We start from the raw sequence: 15,709 nt of genomic DNA on the forward strand, positions 1-15,709 counted from the left end.
CTACTCATTAGAGCAGCCGGATAAGGCATTCACGCCATATCCGGCAGTCAGTATTATCAAATCACCATATTCAGCAGCAGACAGCCTACCAGACCGCACACTGAGATAATGGTTTCCAGCATCGACCAGGATTTGATGGTCTCGCCGATAGTCAGGTTAAAGTACTCTTTGAACAGCCAGAAGCCCGGATCGTTCACGTGAGAGAAAATCACACTACCGGAACCAACCGCAATAACCATCAGCTCCGGGCTAACACCCGTCGTTGCAATCAGCGGTGCCGCGATACCACCCGCAGTGATTGCCGCAACGGTTGCAGAACCCAGCGCGATACGCAGCACTGCGGCAATAGACCACGCCATCAGCAGCGGAGAAATGTTGGTTTCGTGCATCATGGAAGCAATGTATTTGTCCACGCCGCTGTCTACCAGCACCTGCTTGAACGCACCGCCACCACCGATGATTAGCAGCATCATCGCGATGATTTTGATTGAAGAAACCAGCGTGTCGTTAATCTGATCCATCGAACGACCACGGTTCAGACCAAAGGTGAACATCGCGATCAGTACGGCAATCAGCGTTGCCATTACCGGGTCACCGAGGAACTCGGCTACCGGCAGGAAAGCGTGACCTTTCGGCAGGATCATTTCAGCGATGGCACGCATTGCCATTAGTACAACTGGCACCAGAGAAGTCCAGACGCTGACGCCAAAGCTCGGCATCTCTTCTTCGCTAAAGGTTTTCGCGCTGTACAGACCTTCCGGGATCGGCTTATCAATGCCTTTCAGCACGCGAGCGTAAACCGGACCGGCGAGAATCACGGTCGGGATCGCCAGAATAGTACCGTACAGCAGGGTTTTACCCATATCGGCCTGGAAGATGGTGGCAATCGCAGTCGGACCCGGATGCGGCGGCAGGAAGCCGTGGGTAACAGACAGTGCAGCCGCCATTGGTACACCAACATACAGCAGCGGGATATTTGCAGCAGCGGCGATGGTGAATACCAGCGGCAGCATCAGCACGAAGCCTACTTCATAGAACAGGGCAAAACCGACGGTAAAACCGGTTAATACCACTGCCCACTGGATGTGTTTTTTACCAAATTTGGCAATCAGCGTGGTGGCGATACGTTGTGCGCCGCCACAGTCTGCCAGCATTTTGCCCAGCATCGCACCAAACCCCATGATCAGGGCAAGGCTACCGAGCGTCCCGCCGACACCGGCTTTGATAGAGCCAATAACTTTATCCAGCGGCATCCCTTGCATTAATCCAACAGCAAGCGCCACGAGGACGAGAGCGATGAAGCCGTTCATTTTGAAGCGGATCATCAGGAGTAATAACAAGATTACACCGATAGCAACAATGACTAATGGCATGATTTACCTGGCCTTTAATTTGTTATGGGTAACGTCAGGTTTCTGACGACAAATCCTGGTTGTCCCAACTGGGAACAGAGATATAACGGCACCACGGCTGATGACCCCTAAAACGTATTAGTGTAGTCAGATGTTATGAGTGTGTTTGGTGCCCATGAGAATGATACGGGTAACATAATGCGCTTGAGAATCACCAGAGCGGGGTAAATTTAAATTATGAGAGGTTGGTCATATTATCGTGGGGAGACGAAGGGGATGGAGTAAAGCTGCGCCATAAGAACAACGAAAGCCCGATAAGACGCTTTAGCGTCGCATCGGGCAATCTACAAAAGAGGGGATAACTTAGTAGTAAGAGTGTTCGCCGCGCTGGTGTTCGGTGAGATCGCGCACACCTTTCAGCTCCGGGAATTCGTTCAGCAACTGCTTTTCGATCCCTTCTTTCAGCGTTACGTCGACCATGGAACAACCGTTACAGCCGCCGCCAAATTGTAGAATGGCGTAACCGTCTTCGGTGATTTCCATCAGCGAAACGCGACCACCGTGACCGGCAAGCTGCGGGTTAATCTGCGATTGCAGCATATACTCCACGCGCTCCATTAGCGGGGCATCGTCAGCCACTTTACGCATTTTGGCGTTCGGTGCTTTCAGCGTTAGCTGGGAACCCAGTTGGTCGGTAACAAAGTCGATCTCTGCATCTTCCAGGTATGGTGCGCTTAACTCATCAACATACGCGGTCAGTAGGTCAAATTTCAGGGCGGTGTCGGTGGCTTCCACAGCGTCAGGCGGACAATAAGAAACGCCACATTCAGCGTTAGGTGTGCCAGGGTTAATCACAAATACGCGGATTTGTGTCCCTTCTTCCTGGTTTGCCAGCAGTTTGGCAAAGTGCGCTTGTGCAGCATCGGAAATACGGATCATAGTAATGGCCTAATAGTTGACTATTTTAGTTGGTTATAATACGCCCATCATCGAGGCTCTACAAGGTTCGACAAAGGCACCAGACCTGGACAGTCGCCGCACCATTGCGTAAAAGCAACTGCGCAATCTCTGCGACGGTACTTCCGGTGGTAACGACATCATCCACAATCACCATATGGAGACCTTGCACGGGCAATTCAAGGCGAAAGGCATTTTTCAGGTTGCGCTTGCGCAGACGGGCGTTGAGAAAATGCTGGGGCGCAGTGGCTCTTGTTCGTGTGACGGCTTCGCTATCCCATTGGCAGTGCAACCAGCGTGATAACGGCTGACACAGCAAATCGCTCTGATTAAATCCCCGACGCCAGTGGCGATGCCGCCATAGCGGGACACTGACGATGCGATCCGGCAGATGTAATTCGCTGGTGCGACGGGCGTGTAAGACTTCCAACAGTAACAAACGTGCTAGCGCACTGGCGATTTCACTGCGGCGGGAAAACTTAAGCTGGTGGATGAGCGGGCTTAACGGCGGCGCATAATTGGCGATGGTTACCAGTCTTTGCCACGGCGGTGGTTTTTGCAGGCAACGACCACAGGGGAGATACGAGTGTGTAGCTGGTAATCCACATTGCGGGCATAGCATTTTATCTGTACGTGCGGCGCGGGAGCAGACCGAACAAATCCCCCAATGACCTAGCGCCAGCGGCATTCGGCATAGCCAGCATAATCCCGGTACTGTTAGCATATGTTCATCCTTGTAAGTGAAAAGAGAACAATAGCGGATGAATAACATCTGGTGGCAGACCAAAGGTCAGGGGAATGTTCATCTTGTGCTGCTGCACGGATGGGGACTGAATGCCGAAGTGTGGCGTTGCATTGACGAGGAACTTAGCTCGCATTTTACGTTACATCTTGTTGATCTGCCTGGCTTCGGGCGCAGTCAGGGATTTGGTGCGATGTCGCTTGCTGACATGGCTGATGTCGTGCTGCAACAGGCACCGGATAAAGCCATTTGGTTAGGCTGGAGCCTGGGCGGGCTGGTGGCAAGTCAGATTGCATTAGCCTATCCCGAGCGTGTTCAGGCGCTGGTCACTGTAGCATCGTCGCCATGTTTTAGTGCCCGTGATGGGTGTCCGGGGATAAAACCGGATGTGCTGGCGGGTTTCCAGCAGCAGCTAAGTGAAGATTTTCAGCGTACGGTGGAGCGTTTCCTTGCGTTGCAAACCATGGGGACAGAAACGGCGCGCCAGGATGCGCGGGCGCTGAAGAAAACCGTTCTGGCATTACCGATGCCGGAGGTTGACGTGCTCAATGGTGGGCTGGAAATCCTGAAAACGGTCGATCTTCGTTATCCGCTGCAAAATGTACCAATGCCGTTTTTGCGATTGTATGGTTATCTCGACGGTCTGGTGCCGCGCAAAGTAGTGCCGATGCTGGATGAACTCTGGCCGCACAGCGAATCATATATCTTCGCCAAAGCGGCTCATGCGCCGTTTATTTCGCATCCAGACGAGTTTTGTCAGCAGCTGGTAGCGTTGAAGCAGAGGGTGTAGGTGGCTTTAGAAATGGCGAGACAGAACTTCCTGACTCGCCGCAGCCAACTCTTCTTCTGACACCCCGGTAAAGCGCATGATATCTGCAAGAGGGACTCCGGATTACAGCATTCTTTTGGCGATATCCAGGGCTTCCAGGCGTCGACCCAATAAATAACCAATCAGGTAACTAATAAGATATTCTCTTTCTGCATCTGTCATTAAAACCATCCTTTACGTTATTGATGATCTATTTCAGCAAGGTCTTCAACCGTCAGGCTGGTAAATCGCAGAACGTCCTCAAGAGAGACTCCGGCATCCAGCATGGTTTTGGCAATATTTAGGGCGTTGGTACGTATACCGTTCTGAAACCCTTCCTGCCGCAATCTTTCCGCAATAGTCACTAAACTCTCCTTGTGTTTCGGTGAACGTTCGGCAACGCCGTCGATAAAATCGTTAAAACGTACCGCATCGCCAGTTTGTAGTATGTAATTAAACAGCCCTTTGATTTGTCTGTCATTAGCGTACCCACTACTTAATAAGCAAGCCATTTGCTCTACCAGCCCCATCAGGTCGCGTTGACGAATATGTTTTTGAATTAACTCCAGCAGCGCCATGCGTCGGTGCTGTATGATTTCATCATCAGGCATGACGGTGACATCAATCAGCGGAAATGCCGAGGCATAAATCTGCCTTGCCAGTTTGGGATCGGCGAAACAATCCAGCCAACACAGCGAATAGGGATAGGGGCTTTCAATGCCGTGGTAAAACAACAACGGTACGACCATCGGCAACGTTTTGTATCCTGCATCAAGGTGGTTTTGCATTGCGGCAATGGCATAACGCATCATGCGAAATGCGATCAGTCTGTTTGAGGTGCTTTGATGTTCAATCAGGCAATAGATATATCCTGGCCCTTGCTCCGTTTTCACCGACCACAGCACGTCGGAATAGCTTTCACGCAGATCGTCATCGATAAAGCTGCTCGACTCCAGCTTGAGGGTTTTCATATCACAGAGCGCGTGGATGGGTGCCGGTAAATGGAACGCAAGAAAATCGCGTGCCGTGTCCGGTTGGCGTAAAAAGAGTTTGAACAGCGCATCGTGTGGGGTGGAACTCTGTTTTTTGCTCATGGCGTTCCTTCACCTGTTTTTTTGAATGCCGAGACTTTACGCGCCACTCCACGGCTGTGCATCAGCAAGTTTTCATCCCTGCGAGACGCTTTCAGAGGAACTTACTCCATGCTGCAAGAGTTGCATTTTTATGGAAAGCCGCACGCAAAAAAGCCCGGTAGCTAATGCATACCGGGCTTTTCAAAACGAACGATGAAACAAGGTTAACGCAGCATCCACCACTCACGCAGACAGGCTTTTCCTTCCGGGCAGCTTTTACAACTGCCAGAGAGGCAGCCATCAGGTTCTTCCTGAATCCGTACCGCTTTGCCCATATTTTCCAGCTGTTGCAGCATAGCGTTAATCATCGGCTGCGGGGTGTTCAGCGTCTGGCTGATCTGGGTTGCTTCCATACGACCCCGTAACGCCAGCAAATCACGCACCTGAATGAGCGAAGCCATTGCCGTGTCCTTAGTGGCAATCGCCAGTGGTGCTGGCTGCGCAGCAACTGCTTACCGTTTTGCGGCTTGCCAGTAGTTCGATATCGACTCGACTACGCGCGCGGCGCAGCAGGCCAATAACCACGATGTTAAACAGGACAACCGCCAGAATGCACACCAGGCTGTAAGTTGGGTGCTGGCTGTAGCTGGCGACCTGATAGAACAATGTTGCCAGCGAGTAAGCGATATTCAGCCCCCACAGGATGGAGAAGCCCATCCAGCCACGGCTTGATTCACGGGCAATGGCACCCATCACCGAAATGCAAGGTACATACAGCAGGACGAATATCAGATAGCTGTAAGCAGCCGCCGCGCTACCGAATTTCTCATCCATCACGCCCATTGCCCCAGTACCCATTTCGCCGTCGCCTTTGCTGGCTTCAATTGGGTTCATCAGTACGCTAAGGCTGAAGGTGTCTTTCAGGCTCTGCCAGGTTTCATCTACCGCGCTGAACAGCTCTTCACCGAGGTTAAATTCCGCCGGATTGAACTCTTCGTCCTGAATGTTTTCTGCGGTATAGAGGGTGTTGAGAGTACCCACCACCACTTCTTTCGCCATTGCGCCAGTAAACAGTCCAACCGTTGCCTGCCAGTTATCTTCATGCACGCCAATCGGCTTGAAGACTGGAGTGATCACGCGGCTGACAGAGGCCAGCGCCGAGTCGTTGATGTTATCGACGATTTTCCCACTCAGCGAGAAGCTGTTGAATGCGCTCAGGAAAATGCTGACGATGATAATCACTTTACCGGCGCGCAGAACGAAGCCTTTCAAACGCTGCCAGGTCTGGATAATCAGACTCTTAATGTGTGGTACGTGATAGACCGGTAGCTCCATGACAAACGGCGTCGCTTCACCGCGCATAATGGTGTATTTGAGCATCAGACCCGTCAGTACCGCCATCACAATACCGATGACATACAGTGAGAACACAGCCAGCGCGCCATTCTGCCCGAAGAACGCGGCAGCAAATACTGCGAAGATTGCCAGACGAGCACCGCAGGACATAAATGGCGCCATCATGATAGTCATCAGACGTTCACGCGGAGCATCAAGAGTGCGCGCACCCATCACCGACGGTACGTTACAACCGAAGCCAACGATCAACGGCACAAAGGATTTCCCTGGCAGACCCAACGCTTGCATCAGACGGTCCATCACAAATGCCGCTCTCGCCATATACCCGGAGTCCTCGAGGAAGGAGAGGAACAGGTACATCATGCCGATCTGCGGCACCAGTGGCAGAACGGTGTTAATACCGCCACCCAGCCCCTGGGCGAGGAAGATAGTCAGCCAGTCAGGGAAGTGGAGCGTGTAGCCAATCCACTGAATACCATGCACAAAGAGTGCCACGGAACCGACGTCAAACAGCGGCTGTAACGCCCCGCCGATGTTGATAGCCAGCAGGAACATCAGATACATCACAAAGAGGAAAATTGGCAGACCGAGGAATCGGTTGAGCACGATTTTATCTACTGCCGTGGTGAAACGGCTGGGTTCTGCCGTCAGGGTATTGCTCACCACATCGCAGATGGCAGCAATACACTGGTAACGCGCATCGGCAATGTGCAGCGCCGGATCGTCCATCTCATTACGCAGACGGGCGAGGGCTGCATCCAGATGCTGCGACGCTTCACCGGCGTAGGCGCGGCTGTAGATATCGCCTTCCAACATTTGCAGACCCAGCCAGCGGCGATGTTTCAGCGGGATGTCAGAGGGCATTACTTTTGCCAGCGCGTCGGCTTCATTGATGAGCGGCTGGGCGTAATGCACCAGTTCCACGTTCTCGTTAGCTTTATAGCGATCGACCGCCAGTTTGAGGGCTTCGATACCGCGACCACGCGTGGAAACCAGCGGGATCACCGGGCAGCCAAGACGCGCCGACAGAGCATCAATTTCAATACGAATATTTTGCTTCTCGGCAATGTCGAGCATGTTCAGTGCCACGATGCAGGGAATGCCGAGTTCCAGCAGTTGCAGCGTCAGGTACAGGTTACGCTCAAGGTTAGACGCATCCACCACGTTAATCAGCAGATCGGCGTCGCCACTCAAAATGTAGTGACAGGCGATTTGCTCATCAAGCGAAGTTTGCGATGAGATGGTAGTCAGAGAATAGGTGCCGGGCAGGTCAACCAGGGTGACCTGATGATCGGTGGTGGAGAACTGACCCTCTTTACGTTCGACGGTAACGCCAGCCCAGTTTCCTACACGCTGACGTGCGCCGGTGAGCTGGTTAAATAAGGTTGTCTTGCCAGAATTTGGATTACCAATTAAGCCAATGGTTAATTTTTTCATTGTTATTCTCACCGTATTAACAGGAAACCGCTTCCACTTCTAATAAGGCCAGATCTTTTTTGCGTAATACCAGGCTCACACGGCGAGTTTCGATATGAATGGGATCACCGAGTGGAGCGACGCGCACCACATTAAAAGAGGAGCCAGGTAACATGCCAAGAGAAAGCAGCTTCTGACGATATGCCGGGCTGATTTCACGGGAAAAGCCAGTGATTTTCCACGCAGTATCTGGAGTGTATTGCATAGGTGCCTACTTGTTTCTCATTAACTGGATAACTACCTCATGGGGCGTTTGACAGCGACATGAGACCAGATGATTTGCCAACGAAGGAGAGATTAAATAATCAACAGTACAATGATAATGAGAATGGTTTCTATCAGCAATACTTAAAATGTGTGCGAATGTTGGTTTAGATAATAATCTGACTCAATGTTGATATGGCTCAAGGTTATATCTGGGGCAAAATAAAATTCGAGTGACGAATTATTAGGGCGGCTTGATGTTTAATTAAGGTTTTAATTGTTAATGATGTGATAAATATTAGCGGAATATATTGTGGTTTTGGCTGTGGAATAAAAATACCGGAGCCAGGCAAGTGCACGGACGGTCCCCTCGCCCCATCGGGGAGAGGGCTAGGGAGAGGGGGGAAAGTTGTGCCTGTTTTGACCCGTAAGCGAGTTTGTCAGCAATCTCAAATGCCGGAGATGTTCTCCGGCACTTTTATGTCAGTTAAGGCGTTTATTGCCAGATGCGGCGTGAACGCCTTATCTGGCCTACGAACCCGTGCAAAGCTGAACCGTAGGCCAGTCATAGTGTTTAACGCTTTTTACCCATTGCCGCTGCCAGCGCATCCATCATCGCACTGTTACCGGCTGTCTGCGCTTCACGACCGCGCGGTTTGGCTGCCGGGCGGTTGTTTTGCGGGCGATCGTTACCGCTGCCGCGACGGGCGTTGGTTTCACCTGGCTGCTCGTCCAGACGCATGGTCAGGGCGATACGTTTACGCTGAAGATCGACTTCCAGCACTTTCACCTTCACAATGTCGCCCGCTTTCACCACGGTATGCGGATCTTCCACAAACTTGTTCGACAATGAAGAGATGTGAACCAGGCCGTCCTGATGCACCCCGATATCGACAAACGCGCCAAAGTTAGTGACGTTGGTGACTGCGCCTTCGAGGATCATGCCCGGTTGCAGATCGTTCATTGTCTCGACGCCATCGGCAAACTGAGCGGTTTTAAATTCCGGACGCGGGTCGCGGCCCGGTTTTTCCAGCTCTTTGATGATGTCGGTTACCGTCGGCACACCGAATTTCTCATCGGTAAAGTCAGAGGCTTTCAGGTTACGCAGTTCGCTGCTGTTACCCATCAGATCTTTCAGCGCCTGCTGTGTTGCCGCCAGAATACGTTCAACCACCGGATAGGCTTCCGGGTGAACGGTAGAAGCGTCAAGCGGGTTATCACCGTGGTTAATACGCAGGAAGCCCGCGCACTGCTCAAAGGCTTTTGGCCCCAAGCGGCTCACTTTTAACAGTTGCTGACGGTTCTGGAACTGACCGTTCTCGTCACGCCAGGCAACTATGTTTTGCGCCATCATGCGCGTCAGGCCCGCCACGCGGGTTAACAGCGGAACGGAAGCGGTGTTGAGATCAACGCCAACGGCGTTAACGCAGTCTTCCACCACTGCGTCCAGTTTGCGAGCCAGCTGCGACTGGCTAACATCATGCTGATACTGACCCACGCCGATAGATTTCGGATCGATTTTCACCAGTTCTGCCAGCGGATCCTGCAAACGACGGGCGATAGACACTGCGCCACGCAGCGAAACATCGAGCTCCGGGAACTCCTGCGCTGCCAGCTCGGAAGCCGAGTAAACCGATGCGCCTGCTTCGCTGACGATCACTTTCTGCGCCGTTACTTTCGGGAACTGCTTCTGTACGTCGAGATAGAAACGCTCGGTTTCGCGGGAAGCCGTACCGTTACCAATTGCTACCAGTTCAACGTTATGTTTTTCACACAGCGCAGCAACGGTCATCGCTGCTTTTGCGGCTTGCCCGGTGTGCGGATAAATGGTGTCGGTCGCCACCAGTTTGCCGGTTGCATCGACCACCGCGACTTTTACCCCGGTGCGCAGACCCGGATCGAGCCCCATCGTCGCACGCAGTCCAGCGGGGGCAGCCATCAGCAGATCGTGCAGGTTACGGGCAAAGACGTTAATCGCTTCATCTTCCGCACGTTCGCGCACGGTGCCCATCAGTTCGGTTTCCAGGTGCATCAGTACCTTGATGCGCCACGTCCAGCTCACCACGCCTTTACGCCAGCTATCCGCCGGGGCATTGTTCAGGCGCAGGCCGAGATGATCCATGATGATTTGCTCGCAATAGCTCTCTTTCGGCGGCTCATCGAACTGTGGATCGGCATTCAGCGAAAGCTGGAGTATGCCTTCGTTACGACCACGGAACATCGCCAGTGCGCGGTGAGAAGGCACCGTTGACAGCGGTTCGTGATGATCGAAATAGTCGCGGAATTTCGCCCCTTCCTCTTCTTTACCGCTCACCACCGTAGAAACCAAATGCGCGTTCTTCCACAGATAATCACGGACTTTCGCCAGGAGAGCGGCATCTTCGGCAAAACGTTCCATCAGAATGTAGCGCGCGCCGTCCAGCGCGGCTTTGGTATCTGCCACGCCTTTATCGGCATCAACATATTGTGCGGCGGCGACTTCCGGCGTATGTGACGGATCGTTCCACAGCAGGTCAGCCAACGGCTCAAGACCTGCTTCAATGGCGATTTGCCCACGGGTGCGACGTTTAGGTTTGTAGGGCAGATAGAGGTCTTCGAGTTCGGTTTTGCTTAAGGTGGCGTTGATGGCATTCGCCAGCTCATCGGTGAGTTTACCTTGCTCAGAAATGGACTTGAGGATCGCCTGACGTCTCTCTTCCAGCTCGCGCAGGTAGCTCAGACGCGTTTCCAGATTACGCAACTGCGTGTCATCCAGACCGCCGGTGATTTCCTTACGATAACGTGCGATAAACGGCACGGTATTCCCTTCGTCAAGCAGGCGAACGGCGGCTTCAACCTGTTCCGGGCGCGCCTGAATTTCACCCGCAATAATGCGGCAGAACGAATCATTCATCATGGTTTGAGTTCATCTTTTCGGATCAAAAATCAGGGGATAGTTATACGGACTGGCTGGCAAAAATGCCAGCCAAAGGCTGGAGGTTAAGACTCTTCCTTACGGTTTCACGTACTCGATGGCATTAACATACCAGCTCGCTTCCCCGGCAGGCGTATTCACCACCGCCAGATCGCCCACTTCTTTTTTCAGCAATGCGCGAGCCATCGGGGAATCGATAGAGATGTAATCTTTACGACCAAAAATTTCATCGTAGCCGACAATTCTAAAACGGTGAGTCACGCCATCGTCGTTTTCAATCTCTACCCAAGCGCCAAAGAAGACCTTGCCTTCCTGCTGCGGGGAATAATCGACGATTTTGAGATTTTCCATGCATTTAGTGAGATAGCGCACGCGACGGTCGATTTCACGCAGGCGCTTTTTATTATACTGATAGTCAGCATTTTCACTGCGGTCGCCCAGACTTGCAGCCCAGGTCACCTTTTTTGTGACCTCCGGGCGTTCTTCACGCCAGAGGTAATTTAGCTCTTGTTTGAGTTTTTCATACCCTTCCCGGGTAACCAGGGGCGTTTTCATCTCGTTGATTCCCTTTGTCTGTTTGATAATGCGCACATTGGGTATAACGTGATCATATCAACAGAATCAATAATGTTTCGCCGAATAAATTGTATACTTAAGCTGCTGTTTAATATGCTTTGTAACAATTTAGGCTGAAATTCATACCAGATTTTGCTGGTGACGAACGTAAGCTTTTTTAAGAATACACGCTTACAAATTGTTGCGAACCTTTGGGAGTACAAAGAATGCAAGAGAACTACAAGATTCTGGTGGTCGATGACGACATGCGCCTGCGCGCGCTGCTGGAGCGTTATCTCACCGAACAAGGCTTCCAGGTTCGAAGCGTCGCTAATGCAGAACAGATGGATCGCCTGCTGACTCGTGAATCTTTCCATCTTATGGTACTGGATTTGATGTTACCTGGTGAAGATGGCTTGTCGATTTGCCGACGTCTTCGTAGCCAGAGTAACCCGATGCCGATCATTATGGTGACGGCGAAAGGGGAAGAAGTAGACCGTATCGTTGGCCTGGAGATTGGCGCTGACGACTATATTCCAAAACCGTTTAACCCGCGCGAGCTGCTGGCTCGTATTCGTGCAGTGCTGCGTCGTCAGGCGAACGAACTGCCGGGCGCGCCGTCACAGGAAGAAGCAGTAATTGCTTTTGGTAAGTTCAAACTAAACCTCGGTACGCGTGAAATGTTCCGCGAAGATGAGCCGATGCCGCTCACCAGCGGTGAATTTGCGGTACTGAAGGCGCTGGTCAGCCATCCGCGTGAGCCGCTGTCCCGCGATAAGCTGATGAACCTTGCCCGTGGCCGTGAATATTCTGCAATGGAACGCTCCATCGACGTGCAGATCTCGCGTCTGCGCCGCATGGTGGAAGAAGATCCGGCACATCCACGTTACATTCAGACCGTCTGGGGTCTGGGCTACGTCTTCGTGCCGGACGGTTCTAAAGCATGAGGCGATTGCGCTTCTCGCCACGAAGTTCATTTGCCCGCACGTTATTGCTCATCGTCACCTTGCTGTTTGTCAGCCTGGTGACGACTTATCTGGTGGTGCTGAACTTCGCGATTTTGCCGAGCCTCCAGCAGTTTAATAAAGTCCTCGCTTACGAAGTGCGTATGCTGATGACCGACAAACTGCAACTGGAGGACGGCACGCAGTTGGTTGTGCCTCCCGCTTTCCGTCGGGAGATCTACCGTGAGCTGGGGATCTCTCTCTACTCCAACGAGGCTGCTGAAGAGGCCGGGCTGCGTTGGGCGCAACACTACGAATTCTTAAGCCATCAGATGGCGCAGCAGCTTGGCGGCCCGACGGAAGTCCGCGTCGAGGTCAACAAAAGTTCGCCTGTCGTCTGGCTGAAAACCTGGCTGTCGCCCAATATCTGGGTACGTGTGCCGCTGACCGAAATTCATCAGGGCGATTTCTCCCCGCTGTTCCGCTATACGCTGGCGATAATGCTGTTAGCAATAGGCGGCGCGTGGCTATTTATTCGTATTCAGAACCGACCCTTAGTCGATCTCGAACATGCTGCTTTGCAGGTGGGTAAGGGGATTATTCCGCCGCCGCTGCGTGAATATGGCGCTTCGGAGGTGCGTTCGGTTACCCGCGCCTTCAACCATATGGCGGCAGGCGTTAAGCAACTGGCAGATGACCGCACATTGCTGATGGCAGGGGTAAGCCACGACCTGCGCACGCCGCTGACGCGTATTCGCCTGGCGACTGAGATGATGAGCGAGCAGGATGGCTACCTGGCAGAATCGATCAATAAAGATATCGAAGAGTGCAACGCCATCATTGAGCAATTTATCGACTACCTGCGCACCGGGCAGGAGATGCCGATGGAACTGGCGGATCTTAACGCTGTGCTTGGTGAGGTGATTGCCGCCGAAAGTGGCTATGAGCGGGAAATTGATACCGCGCTTGAGCCGGGCAGCATTGAGGTGAAAATGCACCCTCTGTCGATCAAACGCGCGGTGGCGAATATGGTAGTGAACGCCGCCCGCTACGGCAATGGCTGGATTAAAGTCAGCAGTGGAACGGAGCCGAATCGCGCCTGGTTCCAAGTGGAAGATGACGGCCCAGGGATTGAACCGGAGCAGCGTAAGCACCTGTTCCAGCCGTTTGTCCGTGGTGACAGTGCGCGCACTATCAGTGGCACTGGCTTAGGGCTGGCGATTGTGCAGCGGATTATCGATAACCATAACGGGATGCTGGAACTTGGCACCAGCGAGCGGGGCGGGCTTTCCATTCGCGCCTGGCTGCCATTGCCGGTAACGCGGGCGCAGGGTGCGACAAAAGAAGGGTAAATAAAACGGGAGGCGAAGGTGCCTCCCGTTTTGCTTTCTATAAGATACTGGATAGATATTCTCCAGCTTCAAATCATTACAGTTTCGGACCAGCCGCTACCAGCGCGGCACCCGCTGGGGTGTCGGTGTATTTATCGAAGTTGTCGATAAACAGTTTCGCCAGGGTTTCGGCTTTTTCCTGCCACTGTTCCGGAGAAGCGTAGGTGTTACGCGGATCAAGGATCTTAGTGTCAACGCCCGGCAGTTCTGTCGGGATCGCCAGGTTAAACATCGGCAGAGTGAAGGTTTCTGCGTTATCCAGCGAACCATTCAGAATAGCGTCGATAATGGCGCGGGTATCTTTAATGGAGATACGTTTGCCAGTGCCGTTCCAGCCGGTGTTAACCAGATACGCCTGCGCGCCCGCCGCCTGCATACGTTTCACCAGCACTTCTGCGTACTGAGTCGGGTGCAGCGACAGGAACGCCGCGCCGAAGCAGGCGGAGAAGGTTGGCGTCGGTTCGGTGATGCCGCGTTCAGTACCGGCCAGTTTGGCGGTGAAGCCAGAGAGGAAGTGGTACTGAGTTTGATCGGCAGTCAGACGAGAAACCGGCGGCAATACGCCGAAAGCATCTGCGGTCAGGAAGATAACTTTAGTTGCGTGGCCTGCTTTGGAGACCGGCTTAACGATGTTTTCGATGTGATAGATCGGATAAGAAACGCGGGTGTTCTCGGTTTTTGAACCATCGTCAAAGTCGATAGTGCCATCTTCACGCACGGTGACGTTTTCCAGCAGCGCATCGCGACGGATAGCGTTGTAGATTTCGGGTTCCGCTTCTTTCGACAGCTTGATGGTTTTCGCGTAGCAGCCGCCTTCGAAGTTAAACACGCCGTCATCGTCCCAGCCGTGTTCGTCATCGCCAATCAGACGGCGTTTCGGGTCGGTGGAAAGGGTGGTTTTACCCGTGCCAGAAAGGCCGAAGAACACTGCAACGTCGCCTTTCTCGCCAACGTTGGCGGAGCAGTGCATGGAGGCAATGCCTTTCAGCGGCAGCAGGTAGTTCATCATCGAGAACATCCCTTTCTTCATTTCGCCGCCGTACCAGGTGCCGCCAATTAACTGCATACGCTCAGTCAGGTTAAACGCGACGAAGTTTTCAGAGTTCAGACCCTGTTCTTTCCACTGCGGGTTAGTGCACTTCGCGCCGTTCATAACGATAAAGTCTGGTTTGAAACCTGCCAGCTCTTCATCGCTCGGGCGAATAAACATGTTCTTGACGAAATGCGCCTGCCAGGCCACTTCGGTGATGAACCGGACGGAAAGACGAGTATCCGGGTTAGCGCCACAGAATGCGTCTACAACGAACAGACGTTTGCCGGAAAGCTGTTTGGTTACCAGGCCTTTCAGATGTTGCCAGGTTTCAGGGGAGAGAGGTTTGTTGTCGTTCTTACCTTTGCCTTTGTCTGCCCACCAGAAGGTATCGCGAGTGGTATCGTCACGGACGATATACTTATCTTTTGGTGAACGGCCGGTGAAGATTCCGGTATCGACGGCAACGGCGCCCAGATTAGTTAACACCCCGCGCTCATAACCGGTCAGGCTCGGATCGAGCTCTTCCTGATACAGCAGGTCGTAGCTTGGGTTGTAAACGATATCATGTACGTCACTGATACCATAAGCCTCGAGTTCTTGCGGGGTCAAACCATTGTTAACGCGCATTTCACTGCTCCTTAGCCAATATGTATTGCCTGAATAGTAAAGTCTTTTTGGGGGTGTTAACCGCGACAAGGCTCATAGATTTACGTATCTGGAGAAATTCATATTTGACAAAACTCCGTGATTCCTGTCACGAAACGGTAGCTATTATCGCAGAAATAGCATTTTAGGTGTGGAAAATGTTCTTAAAAGGTTAAAACTTGGTTTATATGGCGAGAATGTTGCGAGTGTAATCGCATTCCTGAGTGAAATTGATGCAAATTCAACGAGTAAAGTATCG

General features: G+C 52.5%; 13 protein-coding genes. 3 read left to right on the forward strand and 10 right to left on the reverse strand.

The features are described 5' to 3' along the window. Positions 1-56: 56 nt before the first annotated feature. The 3 genes from gntT to gntX all read right to left on the reverse strand — a co-directional run bounded on the left by gntT (position 57) and on the right by gntX (position 3,033). Positions 57-1,373 (reverse strand): gluconate transporter, encoded by a 1,317-nt coding sequence (gene gntT / locus RGV86_RS14380; RefSeq protein WP_001131744.1) that lies wholly within the window; start codon positions 1,371-1,373, stop codon positions 57-59. A gap of 342 nt (positions 1,374-1,715) precedes the next feature. Continuing rightward, positions 1,716-2,291 (reverse strand): Fe-S biogenesis protein NfuA, encoded by a 576-nt coding sequence (nfuA, locus tag RGV86_RS14385; protein ID WP_000619389.1) that lies wholly within the window; start codon positions 2,289-2,291, stop codon positions 1,716-1,718. 58 nt (positions 2,292-2,349) lie between these two features. After that, positions 2,350-3,033, reverse strand: a complete 684-nt coding sequence (gene gntX, locus RGV86_RS14390; protein ID WP_010348483.1) for a DNA utilization protein GntX — start codon at positions 3,031-3,033, stop codon at positions 2,350-2,352. Positions 3,034-3,070: 37 nt separating this feature from the next. Between gntX and bioH the strand changes: the two genes are divergently transcribed. Continuing rightward, positions 3,071-3,841 (forward strand): pimeloyl-ACP methyl ester esterase BioH, encoded by a 771-nt coding sequence (gene bioH / locus RGV86_RS14395; protein ID WP_085461340.1) that lies wholly within the window; start codon positions 3,071-3,073, stop codon positions 3,839-3,841. 218 nt (positions 3,842-4,059) lie between these two features. Here bioH and rpnA read toward each other — a convergent pair whose 3' ends face one another. The 6 genes from rpnA to greB all read right to left on the reverse strand — a co-directional run bounded on the left by rpnA (position 4,060) and on the right by greB (position 11,437). Beyond that, positions 4,060-4,953, reverse strand: coding sequence for a recombination-promoting nuclease RpnA (gene rpnA, locus RGV86_RS14405; protein ID WP_000039075.1), 894 nt, complete (start codon positions 4,951-4,953; stop codon positions 4,060-4,062). A 203-nt stretch (positions 4,954-5,156) separates the two neighbouring features. Next, positions 5,157-5,393: a [Fe-S]-dependent transcriptional repressor FeoC gene (feoC, locus tag RGV86_RS14410; RefSeq protein WP_000157593.1), complete on the reverse strand. Its 237-nt coding sequence runs from the start codon at positions 5,391-5,393 to the stop codon at positions 5,157-5,159. A gap of 10 nt (positions 5,394-5,403) precedes the next feature. Further along, positions 5,404-7,725, reverse strand: coding sequence for a Fe(2+) transporter permease subunit FeoB (gene feoB / locus RGV86_RS14415; RefSeq protein WP_085461339.1), 2,322 nt, complete (start codon positions 7,723-7,725; stop codon positions 5,404-5,406). Between the two features lie 16 nt (positions 7,726-7,741). Next, entirely contained in the window at positions 7,742-7,969 is a 228-nt protein-coding gene (gene feoA, locus RGV86_RS14420; protein WP_001200455.1) for a ferrous iron transporter A, read from the reverse strand. A gap of 573 nt (positions 7,970-8,542) precedes the next feature. Continuing rightward, a complete protein-coding gene (locus RGV86_RS14425) occupies positions 8,543-10,864 on the reverse strand; it encodes a Tex family protein (protein WP_085461338.1) in 2,322 nt (773 codons plus the stop codon). Positions 10,865-10,960: 96 nt separating this feature from the next. After that, positions 10,961-11,437, reverse strand: a complete 477-nt coding sequence (greB, locus tag RGV86_RS14430; RefSeq protein ID WP_000856744.1) for a transcription elongation factor GreB — start codon at positions 11,435-11,437, stop codon at positions 10,961-10,963. A 227-nt stretch (positions 11,438-11,664) separates the two neighbouring features. Here greB and ompR point away from each other — a divergent pair, with 227 nt between their 5' ends. Beyond that, positions 11,665-12,384 (forward strand): osmolarity response regulator transcription factor OmpR, encoded by a 720-nt coding sequence (gene ompR / locus RGV86_RS14435; protein ID WP_001157751.1) that lies wholly within the window; start codon positions 11,665-11,667, stop codon positions 12,382-12,384. Beyond that, on the forward strand, positions 12,381-13,733 hold the full coding sequence (envZ, locus tag RGV86_RS14440) for a two-component system sensor histidine kinase EnvZ (protein WP_001253701.1): 1,353 nt from the start codon (positions 12,381-12,383) through the stop codon (positions 13,731-13,733). Before ompR ends, envZ begins: the two co-directional genes overlap by 4 nt. Before the next feature lie 76 nt (positions 13,734-13,809). Here the strand turns inward: envZ and pckA are convergent, their stop codons facing one another. Next, on the reverse strand, positions 13,810-15,432 hold the full coding sequence (gene pckA, locus RGV86_RS14445) for a phosphoenolpyruvate carboxykinase (ATP) (protein WP_001309803.1): 1,623 nt from the start codon (positions 15,430-15,432) through the stop codon (positions 13,810-13,812). Positions 15,433-15,709 lie beyond the last annotated feature (277 nt).

The organism is Escherichia ruysiae (assembly GCF_031323975.1).
GTDB classification, from domain to species: domain Bacteria; phylum Pseudomonadota; class Gammaproteobacteria; order Enterobacterales; family Enterobacteriaceae; genus Escherichia; species Escherichia ruysiae.

What these genes read in the sequence shown, in the direction of transcription:
- gntT (WP_001131744.1), bottom strand. Translation starts at nt 1,373, where the DNA reads ATGCCATTAGTCATTGTTGCTATCGGTGTAATCTTGTTATTACTCCTG.
- nfuA (WP_000619389.1), bottom strand. Translation starts at nt 2,291, where the DNA reads ATGATCCGTATTTCCGATGCTGCACAAGCGCACTTTGCCAAACTGCTG.
- gntX (WP_010348483.1), bottom strand. Translation starts at nt 3,033, where the DNA reads ATGCTAACAGTACCGGGATTATGCTGGCTATGCCGAATGCCGCTGGCG.
- bioH (WP_085461340.1), top strand. Translation starts at nt 3,071, where the DNA reads ATGAATAACATCTGGTGGCAGACCAAAGGTCAGGGGAATGTTCATCTT.
- rpnA (WP_000039075.1), bottom strand. Translation starts at nt 4,953, where the DNA reads ATGAGCAAAAAACAGAGTTCCACCCCACACGATGCGCTGTTCAAACTC.
- feoC (WP_000157593.1), bottom strand. Translation starts at nt 5,393, where the DNA reads ATGGCTTCGCTCATTCAGGTGCGTGATTTGCTGGCGTTACGGGGTCGT.
- feoB (WP_085461339.1), bottom strand. Translation starts at nt 7,725, where the DNA reads ATGAAAAAATTAACCATTGGCTTAATTGGTAATCCAAATTCTGGCAAG.
- feoA (WP_001200455.1), bottom strand. Translation starts at nt 7,969, where the DNA reads ATGCAATACACTCCAGATACTGCGTGGAAAATCACTGGCTTTTCCCGT.
- RGV86_RS14425 (WP_085461338.1), bottom strand. Translation starts at nt 10,864, where the DNA reads ATGATGAATGATTCGTTCTGCCGCATTATTGCGGGTGAAATTCAGGCG.
- greB (WP_000856744.1), bottom strand. Translation starts at nt 11,437, where the DNA reads ATGAAAACGCCCCTGGTTACCCGGGAAGGGTATGAAAAACTCAAACAA.
- ompR (WP_001157751.1), top strand. Translation starts at nt 11,665, where the DNA reads ATGCAAGAGAACTACAAGATTCTGGTGGTCGATGACGACATGCGCCTG.
- envZ (WP_001253701.1), top strand. Translation starts at nt 12,381, where the DNA reads ATGAGGCGATTGCGCTTCTCGCCACGAAGTTCATTTGCCCGCACGTTA.
- pckA (WP_001309803.1), bottom strand. Translation starts at nt 15,432, where the DNA reads ATGCGCGTTAACAATGGTTTGACCCCGCAAGAACTCGAGGCTTATGGT.